Source organism: Clostridium sp. BSD9I1, from assembly GCF_900185645.1.
In the GTDB taxonomy this organism is placed as follows: Bacteria; Bacillota; Clostridia; order Clostridiales; family Clostridiaceae; genus Clostridium_AK.
Genome location: NZ_FYAM01000006.1, coordinates 12,909 through 31,613, shown reverse-complemented (window position 1 = coordinate 31,613; position 18,705 = coordinate 12,909). Strand labels below are relative to the sequence as shown.

At 30.3% G+C, this 18,705-nt stretch carries 17 protein-coding genes, 1 riboswitch and 1 other annotated feature; of the genes, 4 read left to right on the top strand and 13 right to left on the bottom strand.

Features of this window, described 5'->3' with window-relative positions; all coding sequences use genetic code 11:
* Window positions 1-377: 377 nt before the first annotated feature.
* From BSD9I1_RS03155 to BSD9I1_RS03120, 8 genes are all read right to left on the bottom strand, one after another.
* The gene (locus tag BSD9I1_RS03155) at window positions 378-767 is read right to left on the bottom strand and encodes a bacteriohemerythrin (RefSeq protein ID WP_186429099.1); all 390 of its coding nucleotides are present in this window, start codon (window positions 765-767) and stop codon (window positions 378-380) included.
* A 192-nt stretch (window positions 768-959) separates the two neighbouring features.
* Window positions 960-1,757, bottom strand: a complete 798-nt coding sequence (locus BSD9I1_RS03150; protein ID WP_186429098.1) for a M50 family metallopeptidase — start codon at window positions 1,755-1,757, stop codon at window positions 960-962.
* A gap of 195 nt (window positions 1,758-1,952) precedes the next feature.
* Window positions 1,953-3,239: an aspartate--tRNA(Asn) ligase gene (gene aspS, locus BSD9I1_RS03145; protein WP_186429097.1), complete on the bottom strand. Its 1,287-nt coding sequence runs from the start codon at window positions 3,237-3,239 to the stop codon at window positions 1,953-1,955.
* 177 nt (window positions 3,240-3,416) lie between these two features.
* Window positions 3,417-3,638: a binding site (T-box leader), on the bottom strand.
* Window positions 3,639-3,695: 57 nt separating this feature from the next.
* A complete protein-coding gene (locus tag BSD9I1_RS03140) occupies window positions 3,696-6,179 on the bottom strand; it encodes an MBL fold metallo-hydrolase (protein ID WP_186429096.1) in 2,484 nt (827 codons plus the stop codon).
* 29 nt (window positions 6,180-6,208) lie between these two features.
* Window positions 6,209-7,132, bottom strand: coding sequence for a DMT family transporter (locus BSD9I1_RS03135; RefSeq protein ID WP_186429095.1), 924 nt, complete (start codon window positions 7,130-7,132; stop codon window positions 6,209-6,211).
* 188 nt (window positions 7,133-7,320) lie between these two features.
* Window positions 7,321-7,554: a hypothetical protein gene (locus BSD9I1_RS03130; RefSeq protein WP_035309662.1), complete on the bottom strand. Its 234-nt coding sequence runs from the start codon at window positions 7,552-7,554 to the stop codon at window positions 7,321-7,323.
* A gap of 198 nt (window positions 7,555-7,752) precedes the next feature.
* Window positions 7,753-8,565, bottom strand: a complete 813-nt coding sequence (locus BSD9I1_RS03125) for a sugar phosphate isomerase/epimerase (protein WP_242966395.1) — start codon at window positions 8,563-8,565, stop codon at window positions 7,753-7,755.
* Window positions 8,566-8,577: 12 nt separating this feature from the next.
* Window positions 8,578-9,516: a dipeptidase gene (locus tag BSD9I1_RS03120; RefSeq protein WP_186429094.1), complete on the bottom strand. Its 939-nt coding sequence runs from the start codon at window positions 9,514-9,516 to the stop codon at window positions 8,578-8,580.
* Window positions 9,517-9,767: 251 nt separating this feature from the next.
* Here BSD9I1_RS03120 and BSD9I1_RS03115 point away from each other — a divergent pair, with 251 nt between their 5' ends.
* Window positions 9,768-10,163 (top strand): DUF2500 domain-containing protein, encoded by a 396-nt coding sequence (locus BSD9I1_RS03115; RefSeq protein ID WP_186429093.1) that lies wholly within the window; start codon window positions 9,768-9,770, stop codon window positions 10,161-10,163.
* A gap of 106 nt (window positions 10,164-10,269) precedes the next feature.
* Here the strand turns inward: BSD9I1_RS03115 and BSD9I1_RS03110 are convergent, their stop codons facing one another.
* From BSD9I1_RS03110 to BSD9I1_RS03100, 3 genes are all read right to left on the bottom strand, one after another.
* On the bottom strand, window positions 10,270-11,442 hold the full coding sequence (locus BSD9I1_RS03110; protein ID WP_207653876.1) for an MBL fold metallo-hydrolase: 1,173 nt from the start codon (window positions 11,440-11,442) through the stop codon (window positions 10,270-10,272).
* 118 nt (window positions 11,443-11,560) lie between these two features.
* A complete protein-coding gene (locus BSD9I1_RS03105; RefSeq protein WP_186429092.1) occupies window positions 11,561-12,211 on the bottom strand; it encodes a hypothetical protein in 651 nt (216 codons plus the stop codon).
* 231 nt (window positions 12,212-12,442) lie between these two features.
* Entirely contained in the window at window positions 12,443-13,651 is a 1,209-nt protein-coding gene (locus tag BSD9I1_RS03100; RefSeq protein ID WP_186429091.1) for a threonine synthase, read from the bottom strand.
* A gap of 419 nt (window positions 13,652-14,070) precedes the next feature.
* On the opposite strand from BSD9I1_RS03100, the gene BSD9I1_RS03095 reads away from it, so the two are divergent.
* Complete coding sequence (locus tag BSD9I1_RS03095) at window positions 14,071-14,340, top strand: late competence development ComFB family protein (protein WP_186429090.1); 270 nt, start codon at window positions 14,071-14,073, stop codon at window positions 14,338-14,340.
* 76 nt (window positions 14,341-14,416) lie between these two features.
* Here BSD9I1_RS03095 and BSD9I1_RS03090 read toward each other — a convergent pair whose 3' ends face one another.
* On the bottom strand, window positions 14,417-14,767 hold the full coding sequence (locus BSD9I1_RS03090; RefSeq protein ID WP_186429089.1) for a hypothetical protein: 351 nt from the start codon (window positions 14,765-14,767) through the stop codon (window positions 14,417-14,419).
* Between the two features lie 205 nt (window positions 14,768-14,972).
* Between BSD9I1_RS03090 and BSD9I1_RS03085 the strand changes: the two genes are divergently transcribed.
* Window positions 14,973-15,179 (top strand): DUF378 domain-containing protein, encoded by a 207-nt coding sequence (locus BSD9I1_RS03085; RefSeq protein ID WP_035309650.1) that lies wholly within the window; start codon window positions 14,973-14,975, stop codon window positions 15,177-15,179.
* A 54-nt stretch (window positions 15,180-15,233) separates the two neighbouring features.
* Here BSD9I1_RS03085 and BSD9I1_RS03080 read toward each other — a convergent pair whose 3' ends face one another.
* Window positions 15,234-16,982: a Na+/H+ antiporter NhaC family protein gene (locus tag BSD9I1_RS03080; RefSeq protein ID WP_186429088.1), complete on the bottom strand. Its 1,749-nt coding sequence runs from the start codon at window positions 16,980-16,982 to the stop codon at window positions 15,234-15,236.
* Between the two features lie 151 nt (window positions 16,983-17,133).
* Window positions 17,134-17,308: riboswitch (Lysine riboswitch) on the bottom strand.
* A 172-nt stretch (window positions 17,309-17,480) separates the two neighbouring features.
* Here BSD9I1_RS03080 and BSD9I1_RS03075 point away from each other — a divergent pair.
* The gene (locus BSD9I1_RS03075; protein WP_186429087.1) at window positions 17,481-18,704 is read left to right on the top strand and encodes an MFS transporter; all 1,224 of its coding nucleotides are present in this window, start codon (window positions 17,481-17,483) and stop codon (window positions 18,702-18,704) included.
* Window position 18,705: the final 1 nt, after the last annotated feature.

The following is an 18,705-nucleotide window of genomic DNA, read 5'->3' as shown; positions in this document are numbered from 1 at the left end:
AATTTCGTCATTTATTTCGTATAAGTTCTTGTGACTTCCAAGACTACCGCCCTAAAATATTTTTATGTGATAAGTCTTAAAATATTTTAGAAATTCAGTTCACTGAATTTCTTCCTTCAGCAGTTTTCATGAAGATACTTTTAATGCTGGAGAGTATAGAATTTTCATCGTAGAAGGCATTGAATGAGCTTTAAAAGGGCTTTATTTATAAATTTAAAATAACGTTAAGAACCTCCTACTGTTTGAGCCTATGGCGAGTTTAGGAGGTTTAGGTATTTTAAATTTATAAATATTAGCCCTTTTTAGCGAAATGAACGCCTTCCTAGATGAAAATTCTATACGTCATCCAGCATTAAAAGTGTCGTACTATTTCTAAATTATTTTCCTATAAGCTTGTCATTTGAAAAGATATGTCCTGTTAACCAGTCATTTAAAAGTTGTAATATGCTAATTATATATTCATCTTGATCTTCATCAATCTTTGAAAAATTTACATCATTAATTCTTTTTATAAATGCATCATGCTCAACCTTTTGAGTGAACATTCTTTTATAATTAATACTTTTCATGTATTCTTCTTCAGCTGTAAAATGAAAAATAGTATAGTCTTGAAGTTCCTTTATTAATGCCACTATTTTATCGTATTTATCAATTGCAAACTCATTTTTTAGTAAATTATAGGTTTTTTCAGCTATTTCAAAGAGTACTTTATGTTGTTCATCTATGAAATCTATTCCAGTCTTATATTCTTCTTTAAATTCATACATTAGGAATCCCCCTCTTTCACCATAATATATTATATTCATTATACATCTAATTTCCAAATTAGTCTATAATTGATATTAATTAATAATCATTATTTTTGCATCTGAAGGATTATTGACGCAATTATATCTGTTGCATCATTTAATTCATCTGCTGTTAGGGCCTTGGAATTAAATAAATGCCTATCCTCATTCCTAACTTATACTAATGGAAATTAGACTTATTAAAAGTGTTACTGCTGAAAGTATCAAAGCTACAATTAGAACCCCTGTTATCAAAATATTATACTTTATTAAATCAATAGCTAATATATATTTTGATAAATTTAAAGCATTCAGTACAAGTAATATTAGAAATATAACCCCTAATCCTCTGGAAGCTCCCTTTATGTCCGCATAACTTAAAGATATATGAGATGATATACATATAGCTATAAATAAAAATACGTAAAAGTATGGATTCTCAAAGTTCCTGAAGGAGAAAATAACTTTTACTAGCTCTGAATAAGAATTAATTATTTCTTCAATTGTACTTTTATTTAATACTGTAACATGTAGGCCTTTAACTAATATATTAATAAAGCTGTTATAGGCTTGTGGTATTATAAACCTTATTAAAGCTATTATAGAAAAAGCTCCTCCAAATATAGGTGCTATACCTATAAAAAGATTTCCTGCCTGCTGATAAATACTACCTTGGTTATAGCTGTGTTGTACATAACCCATTACCCCCTTTTCATCTGGTTTTTGAAGTAATTTTATACGAGTAATCTTATGTCCAAATAATAGAGCAAATATGGCGTGACTCAATTCATGTATTGGAACACCAATAACCCCTGTTATCATTACTGCTTTAGTTCCAAAACTTCTCTGAAAATTTTTCATAGAATTATTTCTTAATACTCCCAGAAGTAATCCAACTAGAATAACCATTCCTGTAAGATATACTGTTTCTATACAAGTTCTAATTAGCAATTCAATTATAAATGTCATTGCACATTTTTCCCTTCCCAATATTAATAGTGTTATTTATAGAAAAAACACCTAATATTTTTTTCTGATTCTATATTTATAAATATGATACCACATTCCTTTATAACATAATATTATCTAATATTAATTTAAGAATAGCAAGAAAATAGTAGCTCGAACTACAAATGGATAGCTACTATTTCTTTAAATAATCATTTATGGTTGAAGCCTTGTTCTATCCCTTGGGAAAAGAGATGTTTCTCTTACATTGCTCAGTCCAAGTATCATAGCTGTTAACCTTTCTAGTCCAATTGCAAGCCCTCCATGTGGAGGAATTCCATACTTGAAAGTATTTAAATAGTACTCATAATTGTTAGGATTTAGCCCTTTGTAAAGCATATTATTTATAAGCATATTATAATCATGAATTCTTTGTCCTCCTGTGGTTATCTCTATACCCCTAAATAAAAGGTCAAAGCTTTTAGTTTCTTCTTCGCCACTTGGCATGGTGTACATAGGTCTTTTTTCTCTTGAGTAGTGGGTTATAAATACAAAATCCGAATTATATTTTTCCTTTACATAACTACATATTAACCTCTCTCCCTCTGGATCTAAATCTCCTGATAGAGTTTTCTTATACATTGTATTTAATATATTAATAGCATCATTAAATTTTATCTTTGGTATTTTATTCTCTATAACAGGAAGAGAAGCTCCTAAAAGTTCTATATATTTTGCTCCTCTCTCGTCTAAACTTAATAGCATGTGTCTTATAAATTTTTCTTCAATGTCCATAATATCTTCAAACCCATCTATAAAGCCCATTTCAAGGTCCATACTTACATATTCATTGAGATGTCTGTTTGTGTTGTGCTCCTCAGCCCTATAGGCATGCCCTATTTCAAAAACTCTCTCAAAGCCTGCACCCACCATCATTTGTTTATAAAATTGAGGACTTTGAGCTAAGTAAGCATTCTCCTCAAAATATTTAACTAAAAAAACCTCACTTCCTCCCTCTGCGCCTTCCGCAACTATTTTAGGAGTAAATATCTCTGTAAATCCCTCTCCTTTTAAGAATTCTCTGAATGCCTCTACTATTATATTTTGAACCTTAAATATAGCATTCTTCTTCTCATGCCTTAGACTTAATACCCTATTATTTAGCATCACATCTAGATTTACCTCAAGGTCTTTTTTATTTATCTCTATAGGAAGTTCTTCTGTCACCTGGCTTAATATCTCCATGCTTTTAATTTGTACTTCAAATGGATTATATGAGTTGTTCCCTTCAACAACACTGCCTATAATTGAAACTACTGTTTCAAGCTTTATAAACCTAGCTTCCATAAATTCATTAGTAGCAATGCATTGAACTAAACCAGTCCTATCCCTTATTATTAAAAATGTAACTGATTTTAGCTTTCTTATTCTAGCAACCCATCCTTTAATCAAAACTTCTTCATCTATATGATTTTTCAACTGTTCTACAAGCACTCTTTTCATAACTTGATCCTCCTTATTATTTCTTAATAAAAAAACAAAACCCCTTGGAAATACTCCAAGGGGCGAAACGTCGCGATGCCACCCTTATTAACCTAAATACAAATTAAGCCTTTCGGGCGGATCCATTCCCGATAAGGATATTATAAGATACACCAAAACAAAAACTCTCACTCCTATACAAGGAGTGAGAGTACATACTTCACGGTGCCATCCTACTTAACTTAGTAATTTAAGTTATCTCTATTCCATATAACGGTGGATACCGATTTACCCTACAACATGTTTTCAAGTAAACTTTTCCAGGATGTCCTTCAATATTAATCTTAACACGGAGCTTTCACCATCCCCCACTCGCTATAGTTGATAATTAATATCTACTTTTCCCTTCCTCAAATTTATAAAATATAAATTTATATCATTATATTATAATTATGTTCATTTGTAAACAAATTTTACTTAAATTATGACCCTACATCCTGTGCTTTTTTTAATTCTTTGCTTTATCGTTTCAATTCCTTCCTCACTTCCACTTTCCACTTTTAAAGTTACTGTAAGTTCTACTTGGTTAAAGGAAGGATTTTTCTTTAAAGTTATTCCCTCTTCTCTGCAATATAAAGAAGCTATATTTATTATTTCATTCATATTTGATGAATTTGATATAGACATGTTCCATCCTGTTTTATTAGCTATTTGTTTTATTTTATCCTTATATTTTTCACCTATAACAGGTGTTATAAAGGATAGCTCAATATGTTGTCCTAAGCGATTATTTTTAATCCCTTTTTTGTAAGGCTTAAACTCTTCTTCTCTAAAATCTTCATCTATATAACTAAGTGCTTGGTTTTGTTCCATTTTAAAACTACTGCTACTTTCTTGTAGATTTTCCTTTAGAGCTTCATTTGCATTCGCACTACCCTTTGTTAAAACTTCTAAATTACATCCTGTGATTTCTTTAAATTTCTCCCTCTCATCCATAATATTATAATTAGAATTTAGAGTTACCACAGTATCATTTCCTCTAAAAGATATCTTTTTTACATCTGCATTCTTTAAAACTTCCCTTACAACTTGCTCTGCTTTATTTATATTTAAAGCATTGCTTATTTCTACTCCCCACCCTGTCTCTGCTTCAAAACCTTTGATAGATTCATATATGGAATTTGGTACAATTCTAGGAAAATCAAAGCTAAGTATCACCTTCTTTTCCCCATATATAAATCCAGATTTTTTATAAGCATATTCCTTAAAATGCTTTTCCACCAGTTGTGAAAGTTCATTTGGTTTTAATTCCTTTGGGGTTAAGGCATCTTTAACATCCTCTTCCGATTTTGCCTTAAATAAAAATAATCTTTTGTTATCTGTATCAAAATATAAAGATTTTAAAATAGTCTCTTGAAGCTTTTCCAGGGAACTTATAGTATGCTTGTTACTTCCACTCCATAAGTACATAAGCTCTTCTACAGTAAATAACTTTTCTCCATAATTTTCTCTTATAAATTTCCACAAATCCTTTATATTTTCTTCACATAATTCCACTTCTATGTTCAAAAGCTGCTGAAATTCTTTTTTCCACTGCTTTCTTGGACTTTTTATACTAATGCTATAGTTGTCTCCAAGCTTTGGAACGAATATATTTGCCCTTATTTCTGGTATAAGCTCATGCCCCAAATTCTCTATAATTTCTCCATTACCATGAACTAAAAACACATTTTTAGGCGCTAGCATATTGATAAGCGCCTTTATTTCACTCTTATCTCCATGAGCTGAAAGCCCAACCTTTTCTATAAAACATTTTACAGGTATGCTTTTATTATTTATTTCAAGAACTCTATCACCCGGCATAGCTTCTAGAAGACTTAAAAGTTTTCTACCTGGACTTTCTTCATCTTGGTATCCAGTAAGTACTATGTATCCATTTTCCATAGAAACTATCTTTTCCGCATAGGCTAAGCTAGGCCCTCCCGTTAACATTCCTGAACTTGAAATTATAACAATTGCATCATCTTTTTTAAGTATTTCTTCTCTTTCATCAGGAGTTTTAATAGGCTTTATGTAATCATCATAAAAAGGCTCTATACCTCTTAATATCTTTTTCCCTAAAGAATTTTTAAGATATAATGGATTGAGCATATATGTACTGTTTATATTTCTTATCATTCCATCCACATATATGTTTATATTTTTTAACTGTCCCTTATTTATTGCCTTTTTAAGTATGAGTATTATTTCTTGAGCTCTTCCTAATGCAAAGGCTGGTATAAGCATTTTACCTTTATTTATAGCACATTGATTAACTACCTTTATAAGCCTTTCTTCTTCTAATTCTCTATTTGAATGAAGCTTATCTCCATAGGTTGACTCAAATATAGCAGCATCAGGTCTCAGCTTTGGAACCTTTGCTCCTTCTACAGTTCTTTGAGGAAACAGTGAAAAGTCCCCAGAGTAAAATAATGCTCCTTCTTCTGACTTAACGTATACTAAAGAAGCTCCTGCAATATGACCAGCATTATAAAATGTAACTGTTAAATCATCAAACATTGGAAATTCAACTTGATAATTTATAGTAAATACTCTATCTAGCATATTTTTCACATCTAGTTCAGCATATAAAGGAATTTCTGCTTCACGATTATTCATAATCTTTAAACTGTCATAAAGCAACACCCTTACTAAATCTTTGGTCATGATATTCATATAAATTTTAGCATTTGGATATTCCTTACTTATGATAGGGAGGGACCCTGTATGATCCATGTGGGCATGGCTTATTATTATAGCATCTATTCCACCCTTTTCTTGAATAGTCCTAAAATCAGGTAGTGAATCTTTTGCTACTCCCTGTCTTATTCCTGAATCAAGCAAAATTTTTTTACCGTTTATATTGATTAGGATAGAACTTGCCCCAACTTCATAGGCTCCCCCTAAAAAACTAAGCTCCATAAAAAACCTCCGATAATATTAAATAATAATTATGCCGTATTCACTAGTTTTTCAATTAATATCCCAATTATTATAAATAATAATCCTATAAAAGAAGATACATATATTCTATCGCCTAATATAAAATGAGTATATATTAGTGATATAAACGGAGTCAGAAAAATCATATTTGACATTTTAAACGTATCTCCATGCTTTAAAGCCAAGAACCACAATACCGATGCAATTCCTCCTGAAAAAGCTCCAAGCCATATTAATCCTAAAAACTCTTTAAAATTTATTGCTGGTATATAATAAAATATACATAAATAAATGGATATGTATATAAAAGTAAATGCATAGTAAAACATCATAGATAAAAATTTATCATAATTATGTTTTTTACCAAGTACTGAAAATATTCCATAACATACAGCTCCCATTAAGGCCATTGCATATCCTTTCATATTTCCAATTTCCACAGCCACATTCATCTTTCCTTTACTTACTACAAGATATATTCCTACAAACCCCATGCCTATAGCAATTGCTTTTTTAATACTAAACTTCTCCTTAATTAAAATACAAGAAAATATACCCACCCATACAGGCCATGTGTAATTAACTATAAAAACCTCTTGTGCTGGGGCATGCATAAGCGCTCCATAAAAAAATATATCGTATAAAAACACTCCTATAAAACCCATATAGGCAAAATTAAAGTAATCTCTTTTAGTATAACTTTTAACCTGATTTAGACTTCCCTCTTTCCATGAAATAATAAAAAGGCTAACGAAAGCTATAAATGAAATATAAAATAGTATTTGAAAGTTACTTAAGTTTTTTAACACGATTTTCCCAACTGTTGCCGATGAACCCCAGAGTAGCGAAGTTAAAATAACCAATATATATGCTAATTTTTCTTTAGAAGAAACTTTAATCTTTATATTTAAAATTCCCACTATGTCATCCATGAAAACTCCCCCTATTTCAATGCTATTACTATTATATAATAATTTTTACATATCTTATATAATATTATAATTATAATAGTCCTTATAAATTAAAAAAGCCAGCTAAACACTAGCTGACTTTTATATAATTAATATTTATTATAAGGATATCTTTTTTTATATATAAATTTTCATTTTTTACTTGTATATTAGCTTACAATTGAATCTGGTAATAAAAATAAATTCAAATTATTAAGCTTATTTTTATAAGAAAGATTATTTGCTATAAGCTTTGCCTCATCTAAACTTCTGGCCTTAAATGTAAAATGTCCGCCTTCCTTATTATAAAATCCTCCCCCAATCAAATACTTCGCAGCATCTCCTTCGGAAATTCCTTTACCATTAACATTATAATATATCTTGACAAACAATTTATTATTCATACGTATACCCCCATTTATTCTTGCTTTTGTTATAAATCAACACCTCTTATTCCTTTAAGATGTTTTTCTATATAACAAATATATGAGTAAAGCTTATATAATATTCCTGTATTAACATTATTTATTATACAGAACACATGTTCGTTTGTCAAGAAAAATTATATTCCGACATTGAAAAAGGAAAATGCGACATTTTTTCTATAATTGTAAGTACCTTTTCAATTTATCAATATTAAAGTATGCTTTTTCTGCAAATTCCTTTGGGGTTATTTTCTTCTCATCTTCTCTTGTATAAAGCTCCATACCTAAAATTCCCTTATATGTGTCTATTGGAAAATCTTTTTTTAATGTAGCCCAGTCTATGTTCCCGTTATAAGGTATCCAGTGCCTATCCTTTAATCCATCATTATCAGATATATGCGTTGCAAATAATCTATGTCCATGTTTTTCAAGTAAGTTTATTTTTTCTCCTTTTGAAATCACATTATGAGAGGTATCAAAACAAAATCCTAAATTAGAAGAGTCTATATTGGAAAGTATATAGTCCACAAATATATTGTAATCAGTATTTTCTATGGCGACCTTTACACCTAAAACCTCTGCTGCCCTTACTATTTCTAAAAAGCACTCTATTCCTAAATGGTTTGGCTCTTCTACTTTAAATAATTCCGATACATGCATAACCATTATAGGGATATTAAATTTGCTGCACTCCTTAATCCATCCTATATGCTGATTTACAAGAGTTTTTCTTGTAGTTAAATCACCCTTCCAAAAATCACTGGTGTTTGTAAAAGGGGCATGAATATTTTCTAAAATAAGTCCGTACTTTGAAATAATTTCAGGAATATTATCCTTTTTAAGAACTATACTATTCTGCGTATCTTGAAACTCATCTTCCCACCAAATTGATACAGCATCAAATCCTGATTCCTTTATAATTTTTATTCTTTCTTCAAAAGGCATTATATATCCAAACCATGAAAAAATGCCCACCTTCAATTCTTTCATTCTAATCATCCTTTACTTTAGTATATCTTTTATAACTCTTTCTATGTTTTTATAGCATATTTTTTCTATTTCATCTTCAGAAAATTTTTCCTTTTCAAGAGCATAAATGAGCTTATGCATTTTAGATGCATCTTCTATCTCAACTTTAGAATGTATACCATCGAAATCTGTTCCCAATGCTATAACATCTACTCCACCAATATTTTTAATATGCTTTATATGCTTAATCATGTCTTCTATCTTACTTACACTGTCTTCAGTAAGAAATTCTGTACAAAAGTTTATTCCTGTAATTCCACCTTTGTTTGATAGAACTTTTATCATCTCATCTGTTAAATTTCTTTGATGCTTTTGTACTGCCCTAGCATTGGAATGAGATGCTATAAATGGATATTTCGAGTGCTTCAATACATCATAAAATCCTCCATCTGAAAGATGGGATACATCTATTATCACTCCAAGGTTATTCATTTCTTCTACGACTTCTATGCCAAAGGAAGTTAATCCTTTATGACTATTTATCCTATCATAAGCTGGATATCCTATTTCATTTTTGAAATTCCATGTAAGTGTTATCAATCTTACTCCTAAATCATAAAATCTTTTTAAGTTATCAATGTTACCTTCTAATACACCTCCCTCCTCAATAGTTAAAAACGCTGAAATTTTATTGTGCTCTTCATTATATTTAAGATCTTGGTAGTTTGTAGCCAAGGAAATATATTCTTTACTTCTTTCTATTTCTATATGAAATCTATTAGCCATATCCAGTGCCCTATTTAGTCTATTAGGAGTTTCTCCTGCATCTATAAACAATGCAAAGAATTGTGCCTTATAATTTCCCTTCTTCATTTTTTGTATATCAACAGAAAACTTATTTTTGTATAAGCCAAATTTTGAATCATCCATAAGTTTATATATAGTATCGCAATGCATATCTATAAAATTCATTACTATCGCCTCCTTACTTTATCTTATTATATAACTTATGGTATTAAAACATATACATGAAATTCTAAAAATAATTTTTTATAACCTATATAAAGCTTTTATATTTTCATAAACTTTCTATGCGCATAATAGTTAAAAGAATATATAAATTTTCGGAAAGTATAATCTACGTTATTCTCCCCATATTTTTAATTTTACATAGGAATTATATTAAGTATGTAGAATATATTGAAAATAAAGGAGGGATATATATGAGTCCGTTTAACAATACTTTTGACAGTTTCTTATTTAGCTATTTTGCTCCTATTTTTATGATTATTGTTTTTTGTCTAGTTATTGGTGGCTTTATATTTACTATAGTTAGCTCAATCAAAACAACTAGATATAATAACGCACAACCTGTGCTTACCGTTTGGTCAAAAGTCGTAGCTAAAAGAACAAGTGTATCTAGTCATAATCACCAGGTTAATGATAATATACATCATACGAGCCACTCAACCACTTATTATATTACTTTTGAAGTAGAAAGCGGAGATAGAATGGAGTTCAGAATTAATTCAGATGAATTTGGAATGCTAGTTGAAGGAGATATTGGTAAGCTTACCTTTCAAGGTACTAGATATAAAGGCTTTGAAAGAGAAAGATAGAAATTTTACTTTGGCAAATTTCTATCTCTCTTAAATACTTAATTGTCATAAAATATGCTGTTTATCTTATAGTAATGTTTTGTATTTTTCATTTACCTGTCTTTATCTATTTTATTTTTTTCCACCATGCTTCCATTGTAACAGCTTCTTTTAAGTCTAGTTTTTGGCCAATCAATGGATATAATAATGGCATGTTTTTTCTCTTGCTTTCTTCTATAACTTTAATTATAGGTTCATCCCAATCATGCATGGACAGAGCAAATTTTGCCCAGTGTCCAGGCATTAGCTTTTTTGCTTTTAAGTCTAGCGAAGCCTGAACTACTTCCTCAGGCATCATATGCGAACTTCTCCAATATTTACTGTATTGACCGCATTCCATAATAGCAAGGTCAAAAGGTCCATAGGTATTCCCTATATCCTTAAAATGCGGACCATAACCTGTATCTCCACTGTAGAAAATTTTCATACTTGGCGTTTTAAACACAAAAGATCCCCATAAAGTTTGATTTGACTTCACCCCTCTACCAGAACGATGCCTTGATGGAGTTAAAGTTACCTCAAAACTTTTATCTAAAACTATAGTCTCACTCCAATCTTCCTCTACTATAATATTATTATCATAGCCCCAATGTTCAAAATGAGACCCTACTCCAAGTGCTGTGATAACCTTTTTGATTTTAGGCTTAAGCTTTGTAACAGTCTCATAGTCCAAATGATCATAATGATCGTGAGAAATAAAAAGATAATCTATATTAGGTATATCATCGGCGGTGTATACATTACTGCCCTTATAACTTTTATTGAAAAACTTTACAGGAGATGCATATTGACTTAAGACAGGGTCAATTAAAACTTTCTTTCCATCAACTTGTAAGAAGAAAGATGAATGTCCTAGCCAAACTATAATATTTTCATCTGATTTTAAGTTTTTCAAATCACTCTTTACTGATGGAATTTCTGAAGCAGGTCTAATTCTTTTACTTTTATTAAAGAAAAATTCGTTAAACATTTCATACATGCTAGTATCTTCTCCTAAATCAGAAGTTTCTACAGCATACTGAAATTTTCCATTTTTATAATTAGGTGAATTTTTCATTCTTTCTAGTCGATCTCCTGTAGGATTATTACCAAACTGAGGCTGATGCATAAAAATATATCCTCCAATCATTATAAAAATAATAATCATAGTAGCTACTGATACTATTTTAAATAGCTTATTTATTAACTTATTTTTGTAGTAATTTTTATTAGAGCTGCTACTAGTATCAGTTTTTTTCAACTTTATCCTGCCTCCTTTTATGATGAAGTTATATTCTCAATTATATCTAGGATACCCTACTATGTAAATTTATTACAACCATTTTTATAATAATATAAATAAAATTAAAAAGCCAGCATTAAGCTGACTTTTTAGATAATACAATTATTTGAATTGGATTTGCTTGTGCAGGAATACTTTTTGTAGATATGCTATAAATTACTACAAGCTTTTTGTTTTTAAGCTTTCCTTTAAAAGGTTTTCCGTCTTGTGTGATAATCTTTGTATCATTAGAAATATTTAACTTCAAATATTTGTCAGAGCTAATTAAATTCTTATCAAAGCTATCAACTTTAATATTTTGATCCTTATTAAAAACAGCAACAACTTCAGCATTATATTGAGGTGGATATATCATTATCATAGGCTTATCTGCATCGTAGAATCCAGTTATAACAGATCCTACACCAATGTTTTCATTATTTACAATATACGTGTCTTTAGATACTATAATGTTTGCTTCTCTTCCCTCTGCATCTTCTACCAACACATATTTTAAATCCTTTTTAGCTCCTTGAAAATCTGTTACTGTTTTAACTGTTCCAGTAAAAGATTTAAAATTATATTGTTTTTCTTCTTTTACTTCACTACTTATTGGAACAACCTTACCAATTAATTTAATATAGTTAATTAGTTTTAGATTATCCCTACTAGCTGCAAAAGCTGTAGATGTAGACGCTGCTAAGATGGCGAGAGATAAAATCCCCGTAAATCCTCTTTTGAATTTCATAAACTTTCCTCCTTTAAATTTGATCTATACTTGTTATACGTATAAAATTACCTAATGTCATACTTGAAGTATAAAAAATCCCTGAATCTTCCTAAATATAATAAGTGCTAAAGACTTTGGAATTTACAAATTGCCTAAATGGGACATTAGTTTCTGTAAATTCTTAGTATTTAGCACTTATAAATTTAGAAATTCTTAAATTACAAGTTAGGATAATAGAAAATACAACGTTTATTTAAACTTTCCTATAAAGTCACTTAAACTTTCTATTTTACAATCATAAGTCTTAAGATCATGTTTTTTGAAAGCTGCAGTATATTTAAGGCCACTACCAGTAACTATACAAGCAACAGTATCCGTATCCTTTAAGTATCCTTCTGCTACTAACTTTTTAATAGAAGCTAGTGGAACTGCAGATTCAGGCTGCCCGAAAATTCCTTCTTCAGCCATTTCCTTTTGAGCTTTAACTATTTCTTCATCAGTTACAGCAATACATATGCCTCCATTTTCTCTTATCTTTCTTAAAACCTCATTTCCACTTGGTGGGAATGGGTTTTCTATGCCATGAGCTATAGTTTCATGTTCTATTACTCTCTCGATATTTTCCTTATCATCCTTAAAAGCATTAAATATTGGAGAGCATCCAGAAGCCTGTGCACATATCATCTTAGGTATTTTATCAATTAATCCGCATTGTTTAAATTCTTCAAAGCCCTTAAGTATTCCTCTTATATTTCCACCAGCACTAGTTGGAACTATAACATAGTCAGGAACATCAAAGTTTAATTGCTCACATATTTCAAAAGCTATAGTTTTTGAGCCTTCAACTCTATATGTAACATCAGAGTTTATGAAGTATATTCCATATTTCTTGCCTATCTCTAAGCTTTCGTAATATAAGTTTCCATAATCCCCATCTACTTTAATTAAATTGGCTCCATATATAGCTACAGGATTAAGCTTTTCTTCTGGGATATTTTTATCTACAAGTATAAATGTTTCAAACCCTGCTCTTTGTCCATAAGCCGCAACAGATACTGCCATATTACCTGTAGAAACCGCCCCTACCTTTTTATATCCTAAGCTATATGCATGCTGTATTCCTGCTAAAGTTCCTCTATCTTTAAATGACCAAGTAGGATTTTGACTTTCAGTTTTAAAATAAATCTTCTTAACTCCTACACCTTTTGCTATTTTAGGTGAAGGCACTAGTGGAGTAAATCCTTCATGTAATGATAAATCGTTATTTACTTTATCAAATGGAAAAAAGTCGCTGTATCTTTCAAGCATAGTTTGTCTTAGCGGATTTCCTTCTTTGATCTTTCCTTCTTTAACAAGTTCAACTTCTAATGGTTCATTACACTCTTCACATCTTGGATGAACATTTTTTATAGGATATTCCTTACCACATTTAGTGCAGTACATTTTTATATCTCTCATTTTTATTCCTCCCTTAATAAACAATATATATGCTAAATCCCTTGGTTAAACGGACAAAAGTTTATATATTCTGATTTTTCCCGCTACTTAAATAATATTCTATGTGTCTCTTCTAAATCCTTCTTTCAAACTATCAATTTTTATACTCTTACAAATTATTCGTAGATAATTACCTGTTTATCATTTATAATATTATTAATCTCAATAATGTTGGAGGTTTTAAGTGAACTGAAATAGATGGCATCCTAAATATGCAACGAGAAATATCAAAAATAAATTTACCTTGGGTACTTATATTTCGGGCTATAGTAAGGCTTATTTATAAATAAATCATCTCTTAGTACTTATAAAAATCACTTATGAATATTATTAATAATGAAATAATACGATGTAAGCATATTAAAGGGGGGGATTTAATTATGCTTAAAAATTATATAGAAATTGTAGTTGATGAATTGTTGCCTCATGTTCTTGACAAGTATTCTGATATATGTACATGTCCACGATGCGTTGAGGATATAAAGGCTATAGCCTTAAATAACTTAAAGCCTTTATATGTAGCTACTGAAACAGGATTGGTATATGCAAAGGTAAATGATTTGAGAACTCAATTTACTACTGATGTAATAAAAGAACTTATGAACTCAATTGAAATTGTATCTATAAATCCAAGACATTTTCAAAATTAGTAACTATAAAAGTTAACTATCTATCAATAAAAAATAGAGAAAGAATGCCACTTACTGCATTTTTCTCTATTTTTACCTACTTGTTATCTTTATTTTCCTTATCTTTTATTCTATTAGGTTTTGCTTTAGGCTTTATCTTTATATTATTTTTTTGACCTTTACTTGTATATCTTTCTTCATTAAATAAATCAAAAAACCATAAAAATAATATTACAAATATACCTGAAGGAATTAATCCCCATATAGTAGTATTGAAACCAGGTCTTATGATAGATGGACCTGTTAACGATGCTATGGCTAAGCCAAATATTAACCATTTATTTGGTTTAAATTTTTGTAGCACATAAATTTTTAAAACATTATATATTACAATCACTACAAAGGAAAAAAGCACAAGTCTTAATATATATCCTAAATTACCTGACATCTGACGACCCCCTCTCATATTAAATCAGCTATTATATATATTATTGTATATTTTTTTAAATATATCAACAATAATTTTAAAAAGTTATTATACTTAACTATATGCTGCTATGCTTTAAATATTAATAGTAAAATCTTTAGTATAAAGTTAGTGAATTTGGAAAAGATATAGATGTAATAAAATTACTTATAAAGGAGATGTAATTATGAGGGGATTAGATGTTATTGCACTTATATTAGTAGTAATAGGAGCTATAAATTGGGGATTAATAGGTTTCTTTGACTTTAATCTGGTTTCAGCATTATTCGGGAGTATGACCACATTCAGTAGAGTAATTTACTCTCTTGTTGGCATAGCAGGATTATATGCAATATCTTTCTTTGGAAGAAATAATGAAAGAGAACCTAGATAAAGCAAAAGTGCATTTTCAAATTTTGAAAATGCACTTTTAAATTTATTACATTTCTTATACTGCTCTTTTATTGAATGCTTCTTCTACTTCTTTATTTTCAATCGGCTTTCCAAGTATATAAACCGTAAGTATAGTTGCTACTAAACCTAATGGAAGGACTATAATTATTGGAAGTCCAAATCCCGCTGGAATATATCCAAATAGTATTGTTATTACCCCAACTGATAAAGAATACCACATTTGTGTTCTAACATGATCAAGATGATCACAAGCTGAACCCATAGAAGATAATATTGTTGTATCAGATATTGGTGAACAATGATCTCCAAATATAGCTCCTGTTAAAACCGCACTAGTACTTAATATGATATATTGAGCATCCCCTGGTGCAATACCATTTGCTAATGGTATTGTAAGTGGCATAAGTATTCCCATGGTTCCATAAGAAGTTCCAGTTGCAAAAGATATTATAGCTCCCATTATAAATATTATAGTTGGAAGTAAGAACTTTGGTAATGTGTCCGATAATATAGCAACTAAGAATTTAGCTGTTCCAAGTTCTTTTATAACTCCACTTAAAGACCATGCAAGTAGAAGTATTACCCCTGTTATAACTAATGATTTCATTCCTTCTACCCACGTATCAATAGCTTCGCCTAATGTAAATATCTTCTTTGATATACCTATCGCCATAGCAACAATACTTGCAAGCAATCCTGCTTGGAATAAAACAATGCTGGCATCAGATGCACTAAATGTCTCTCTTATAGCTGCAAAAGATGATGGTGCTGAAGCTACTATAGCTTTTACAGCCTCATCTTCTCCACCCATTATTGAATTGTATCCATCTAAGTAAAATCCTCCAAAGGCTCCTATTAAAAGTACACCTATAGGAATTATGGCATTCCAAATACTTAATTTGATTCCTTCTCTTGGCTCAAGTCCTGTAGCTTCTGAAGATACCATAGGTTTTGCTGTATCTGATAATAATTTGCCTTCATATCTTGCTCTTCTTTCTGCTTTAAGCATTGGTCCAAATTCTCTTAAAGTAACTGCTGTTACTACTATAAATACTAATATTAGTATATTATAAAATCTGTATGGAATTGTTTCTAAAAATACTCCATAGGCATTTACACTTTGTCCTATTTGAGAATATCCATCCTTTATTAAACTTACTTCATATCCTATCCATGTGGATATTAAAGCAATACCTGCAATTGGTGCTGCAGTAGCATCTACTACAAAGGAAAGCTTCTCTCTTGAAATTTTCATTTTATCTGTAACTGGTCTCATTATAGGTCCAACTATAAGTGAATTTGCATAGTCATCAAAAAATACAAATATACCTAAAAGCCAAGTTATAATTTGCGCACTTACTGGAGTCTTCGCTTTTTTTGCAAGAGATTCTGCTACTGCTTTTGCTCCACCCATTTTCGAAACTATTGCTATAAGTCCACCTATAGACATACATTGTAAAATTATTCCTGCATTCCACGGATCTGCTAAGGAATCCCTAACTTTGTTTATAAGATCTAAAAATCCATAAAATATTGCATATCCTATACTATGTCCTGAAAGCTTTATTAAGAATGTTCCCGAAAGAACTCCAAGTGTTAAGGAAAGTACTACGTTTTTAGTAACAAAGGCAAGTATAATTGCAACTAGCGGTGGTAATATTGTAAGTATTCCAAATTTATCCGCATTCATTTGTGCTGGATCTGGTTCAGCTGCAAATACTGTAGTAGTCAATACGAATAGAAATAAAAGGGTAAGTGTTGAAATTAAAGTTTTCTTTTTCATAATCTTTCTCCTCCTCATTTTTTTATTAATTAAACCTTAGATTTAATTAATAGGTGAATACTCTGGGAGGAGAGTCCATCATAACAAAAAAGCCCTTGAAACTTTTCACTCAAGGACATCGATACACTTAAATACTAAAAGTGCATGCTCTTTGAATGATAGCTCTCCACAAATTACTTTGTGACAGTTTTACTCATATTATGAATAAAACCAGCTATATAGCCTTAAAGCTTTAGCTATACGCTTCGGCAATATTTCCTTTCACTATGTTTCCCATTGCTTATATCCACACAGATACTCTTAAATATCGCACCTCTATCGTCCGTCATATATTCACTTTTATTAAATTATAGCATTCACCTTATTATAATGCAATACTAATTGAGTACTTCAGCTTAGTAAATATATCCTTATATACTACTCCTTTAGAAATTGATTTGTATTTCCACATATTATATACTTAATAATATGCCCAAAAAATAGAGGAGGAATTATTTTATGGATTCCAAAGTTGAAATTAAAAGCTATAACAAAAAACTCCAATATAGACTTAATAACATATTTATAAACTTTAAAACTGATAGGGATTTTTCATTATTTCTTATTGTTGGTATATTGACTGGAATTGCTAGTGGCATAAATTCTACAGTATTTAATAACTTTTTAAGCGATTCATATAATTTATCAGCTTCAGCTAGAGGTATAGTAGAATTCCCACGAGAACTTCCTGGAGCACTCATTGTAGTAGTTTTAGGAGTACTATCCTTTCTTGGAGACGTAAGGATGTCCATAGTAGGCATGGTCTTTGCATCATTAGGAATGGTAGGCTTAGGTATATTTTCTCCTACTTTTGGAACAATGCTTATATGGATGATGATATTAAGTTTAGGAACTCATATTTTTCTACCTTTATCTGCAGGTATTGGAATGAATCTTTCTGAAAAAGAAAGCTATGGTACTAGACTTGGCAGATATAGTGCCTATAATTTATTTGCTACAATTATAGGATATGCAATAGTATGGTTTGGCTTTAAATATCTTGGCCTTACTTATAAAATTGCATTTATAATTGCCGCTTTTTTTTATATTTTTGCAGCTATATTTTTAGGACTTATGACTTCTAAAAAGCCTGCAGTTAAAAAGGTGAAATTTGTATTTAGAAGAAAATATACTTTATACTATATTCTTAGCTTTGTGAATGGGGCAAGAAAACAGATCTTTTTGACCTTTGCTCCTTGGGTGCTTATTCAGGTATATCACCTTGATCCACCCACTTTCGCAATACTTGGATTAATAATTTCAATGGTTAGTATTCTTACTAGAACAATTGTGGGAAATGCAATTGATATAAAAGGTGAACGCTTTGTTCTCTCTTTAGAGGCAGTAGTTCTTATAGTAATATGCCTTGGCTATTCCTTTGCTGCCGATGTAGCTCCAACAGGAATTGCTGTTGTTGTTATTGCAGCCTGCTATGTAATTGATAACTCTCTAAGTGTTGTAGAAATGGCCAGATCCACTTATATAAAGAAGATAGCTGTTGATCCCGATGATGTAACCCCTACTTTATCTGCCGGCACAAGTTTTGATCACGTTATAGCTATGACCATCCCCTTTCTAGGAGGATTGTTGTGGACAACTATGGGCTATAAATATGTTTTCATCGTTGCAGCTTTTATTTCACTTATTAATTTATTCTTATCTTTGAAAATAAAAATAATATAAT

Coding starts and splice junctions, on each gene's coding strand:
- BSD9I1_RS03155 (WP_186429099.1), bottom strand. CDS start 767: ATGTATGAATTTAAAGAAGAATATAAGACTGGAATAGATTTCATAGAT.
- BSD9I1_RS03150 (WP_186429098.1), bottom strand. CDS start 1,757: ATGACATTTATAATTGAATTGCTAATTAGAACTTGTATAGAAACAGTA.
- aspS (WP_186429097.1), bottom strand. CDS start 3,239: ATGAAAAGAGTGCTTGTAGAACAGTTGAAAAATCATATAGATGAAGAA.
- BSD9I1_RS03140 (WP_186429096.1), bottom strand. CDS start 6,179: ATGGAGCTTAGTTTTTTAGGGGGAGCCTATGAAGTTGGGGCAAGTTCT.
- BSD9I1_RS03135 (WP_186429095.1), bottom strand. CDS start 7,132: ATGGATGACATAGTGGGAATTTTAAATATAAAGATTAAAGTTTCTTCT.
- BSD9I1_RS03130 (WP_035309662.1), bottom strand. CDS start 7,554: ATGAATAATAAATTGTTTGTCAAGATATATTATAATGTTAATGGTAAA.
- BSD9I1_RS03125 (WP_242966395.1), bottom strand. CDS start 8,565: ATGAAAGAATTGAAGGTGGGCATTTTTTCATGGTTTGGATATATAATG.
- BSD9I1_RS03120 (WP_186429094.1), bottom strand. CDS start 9,516: ATGAATTTTATAGATATGCATTGCGATACTATATATAAACTTATGGAT.
- BSD9I1_RS03115 (WP_186429093.1), top strand. CDS start 9,768: ATGAGTCCGTTTAACAATACTTTTGACAGTTTCTTATTTAGCTATTTT.
- BSD9I1_RS03105 (WP_186429092.1), bottom strand. CDS start 12,211: ATGAAATTCAAAAGAGGATTTACGGGGATTTTATCTCTCGCCATCTTA.
- BSD9I1_RS03100 (WP_186429091.1), bottom strand. CDS start 13,651: ATGAGAGATATAAAAATGTACTGCACTAAATGTGGTAAGGAATATCCT.
- BSD9I1_RS03095 (WP_186429090.1), top strand. CDS start 14,071: ATGCTTAAAAATTATATAGAAATTGTAGTTGATGAATTGTTGCCTCAT.
- BSD9I1_RS03090 (WP_186429089.1), bottom strand. CDS start 14,767: ATGTCAGGTAATTTAGGATATATATTAAGACTTGTGCTTTTTTCCTTT.
- BSD9I1_RS03085 (WP_035309650.1), top strand. CDS start 14,973: ATGAGGGGATTAGATGTTATTGCACTTATATTAGTAGTAATAGGAGCT.
- BSD9I1_RS03080 (WP_186429088.1), bottom strand. CDS start 16,982: ATGAAAAAGAAAACTTTAATTTCAACACTTACCCTTTTATTTCTATTC.
- BSD9I1_RS03075 (WP_186429087.1), top strand. CDS start 17,481: ATGGATTCCAAAGTTGAAATTAAAAGCTATAACAAAAAACTCCAATAT.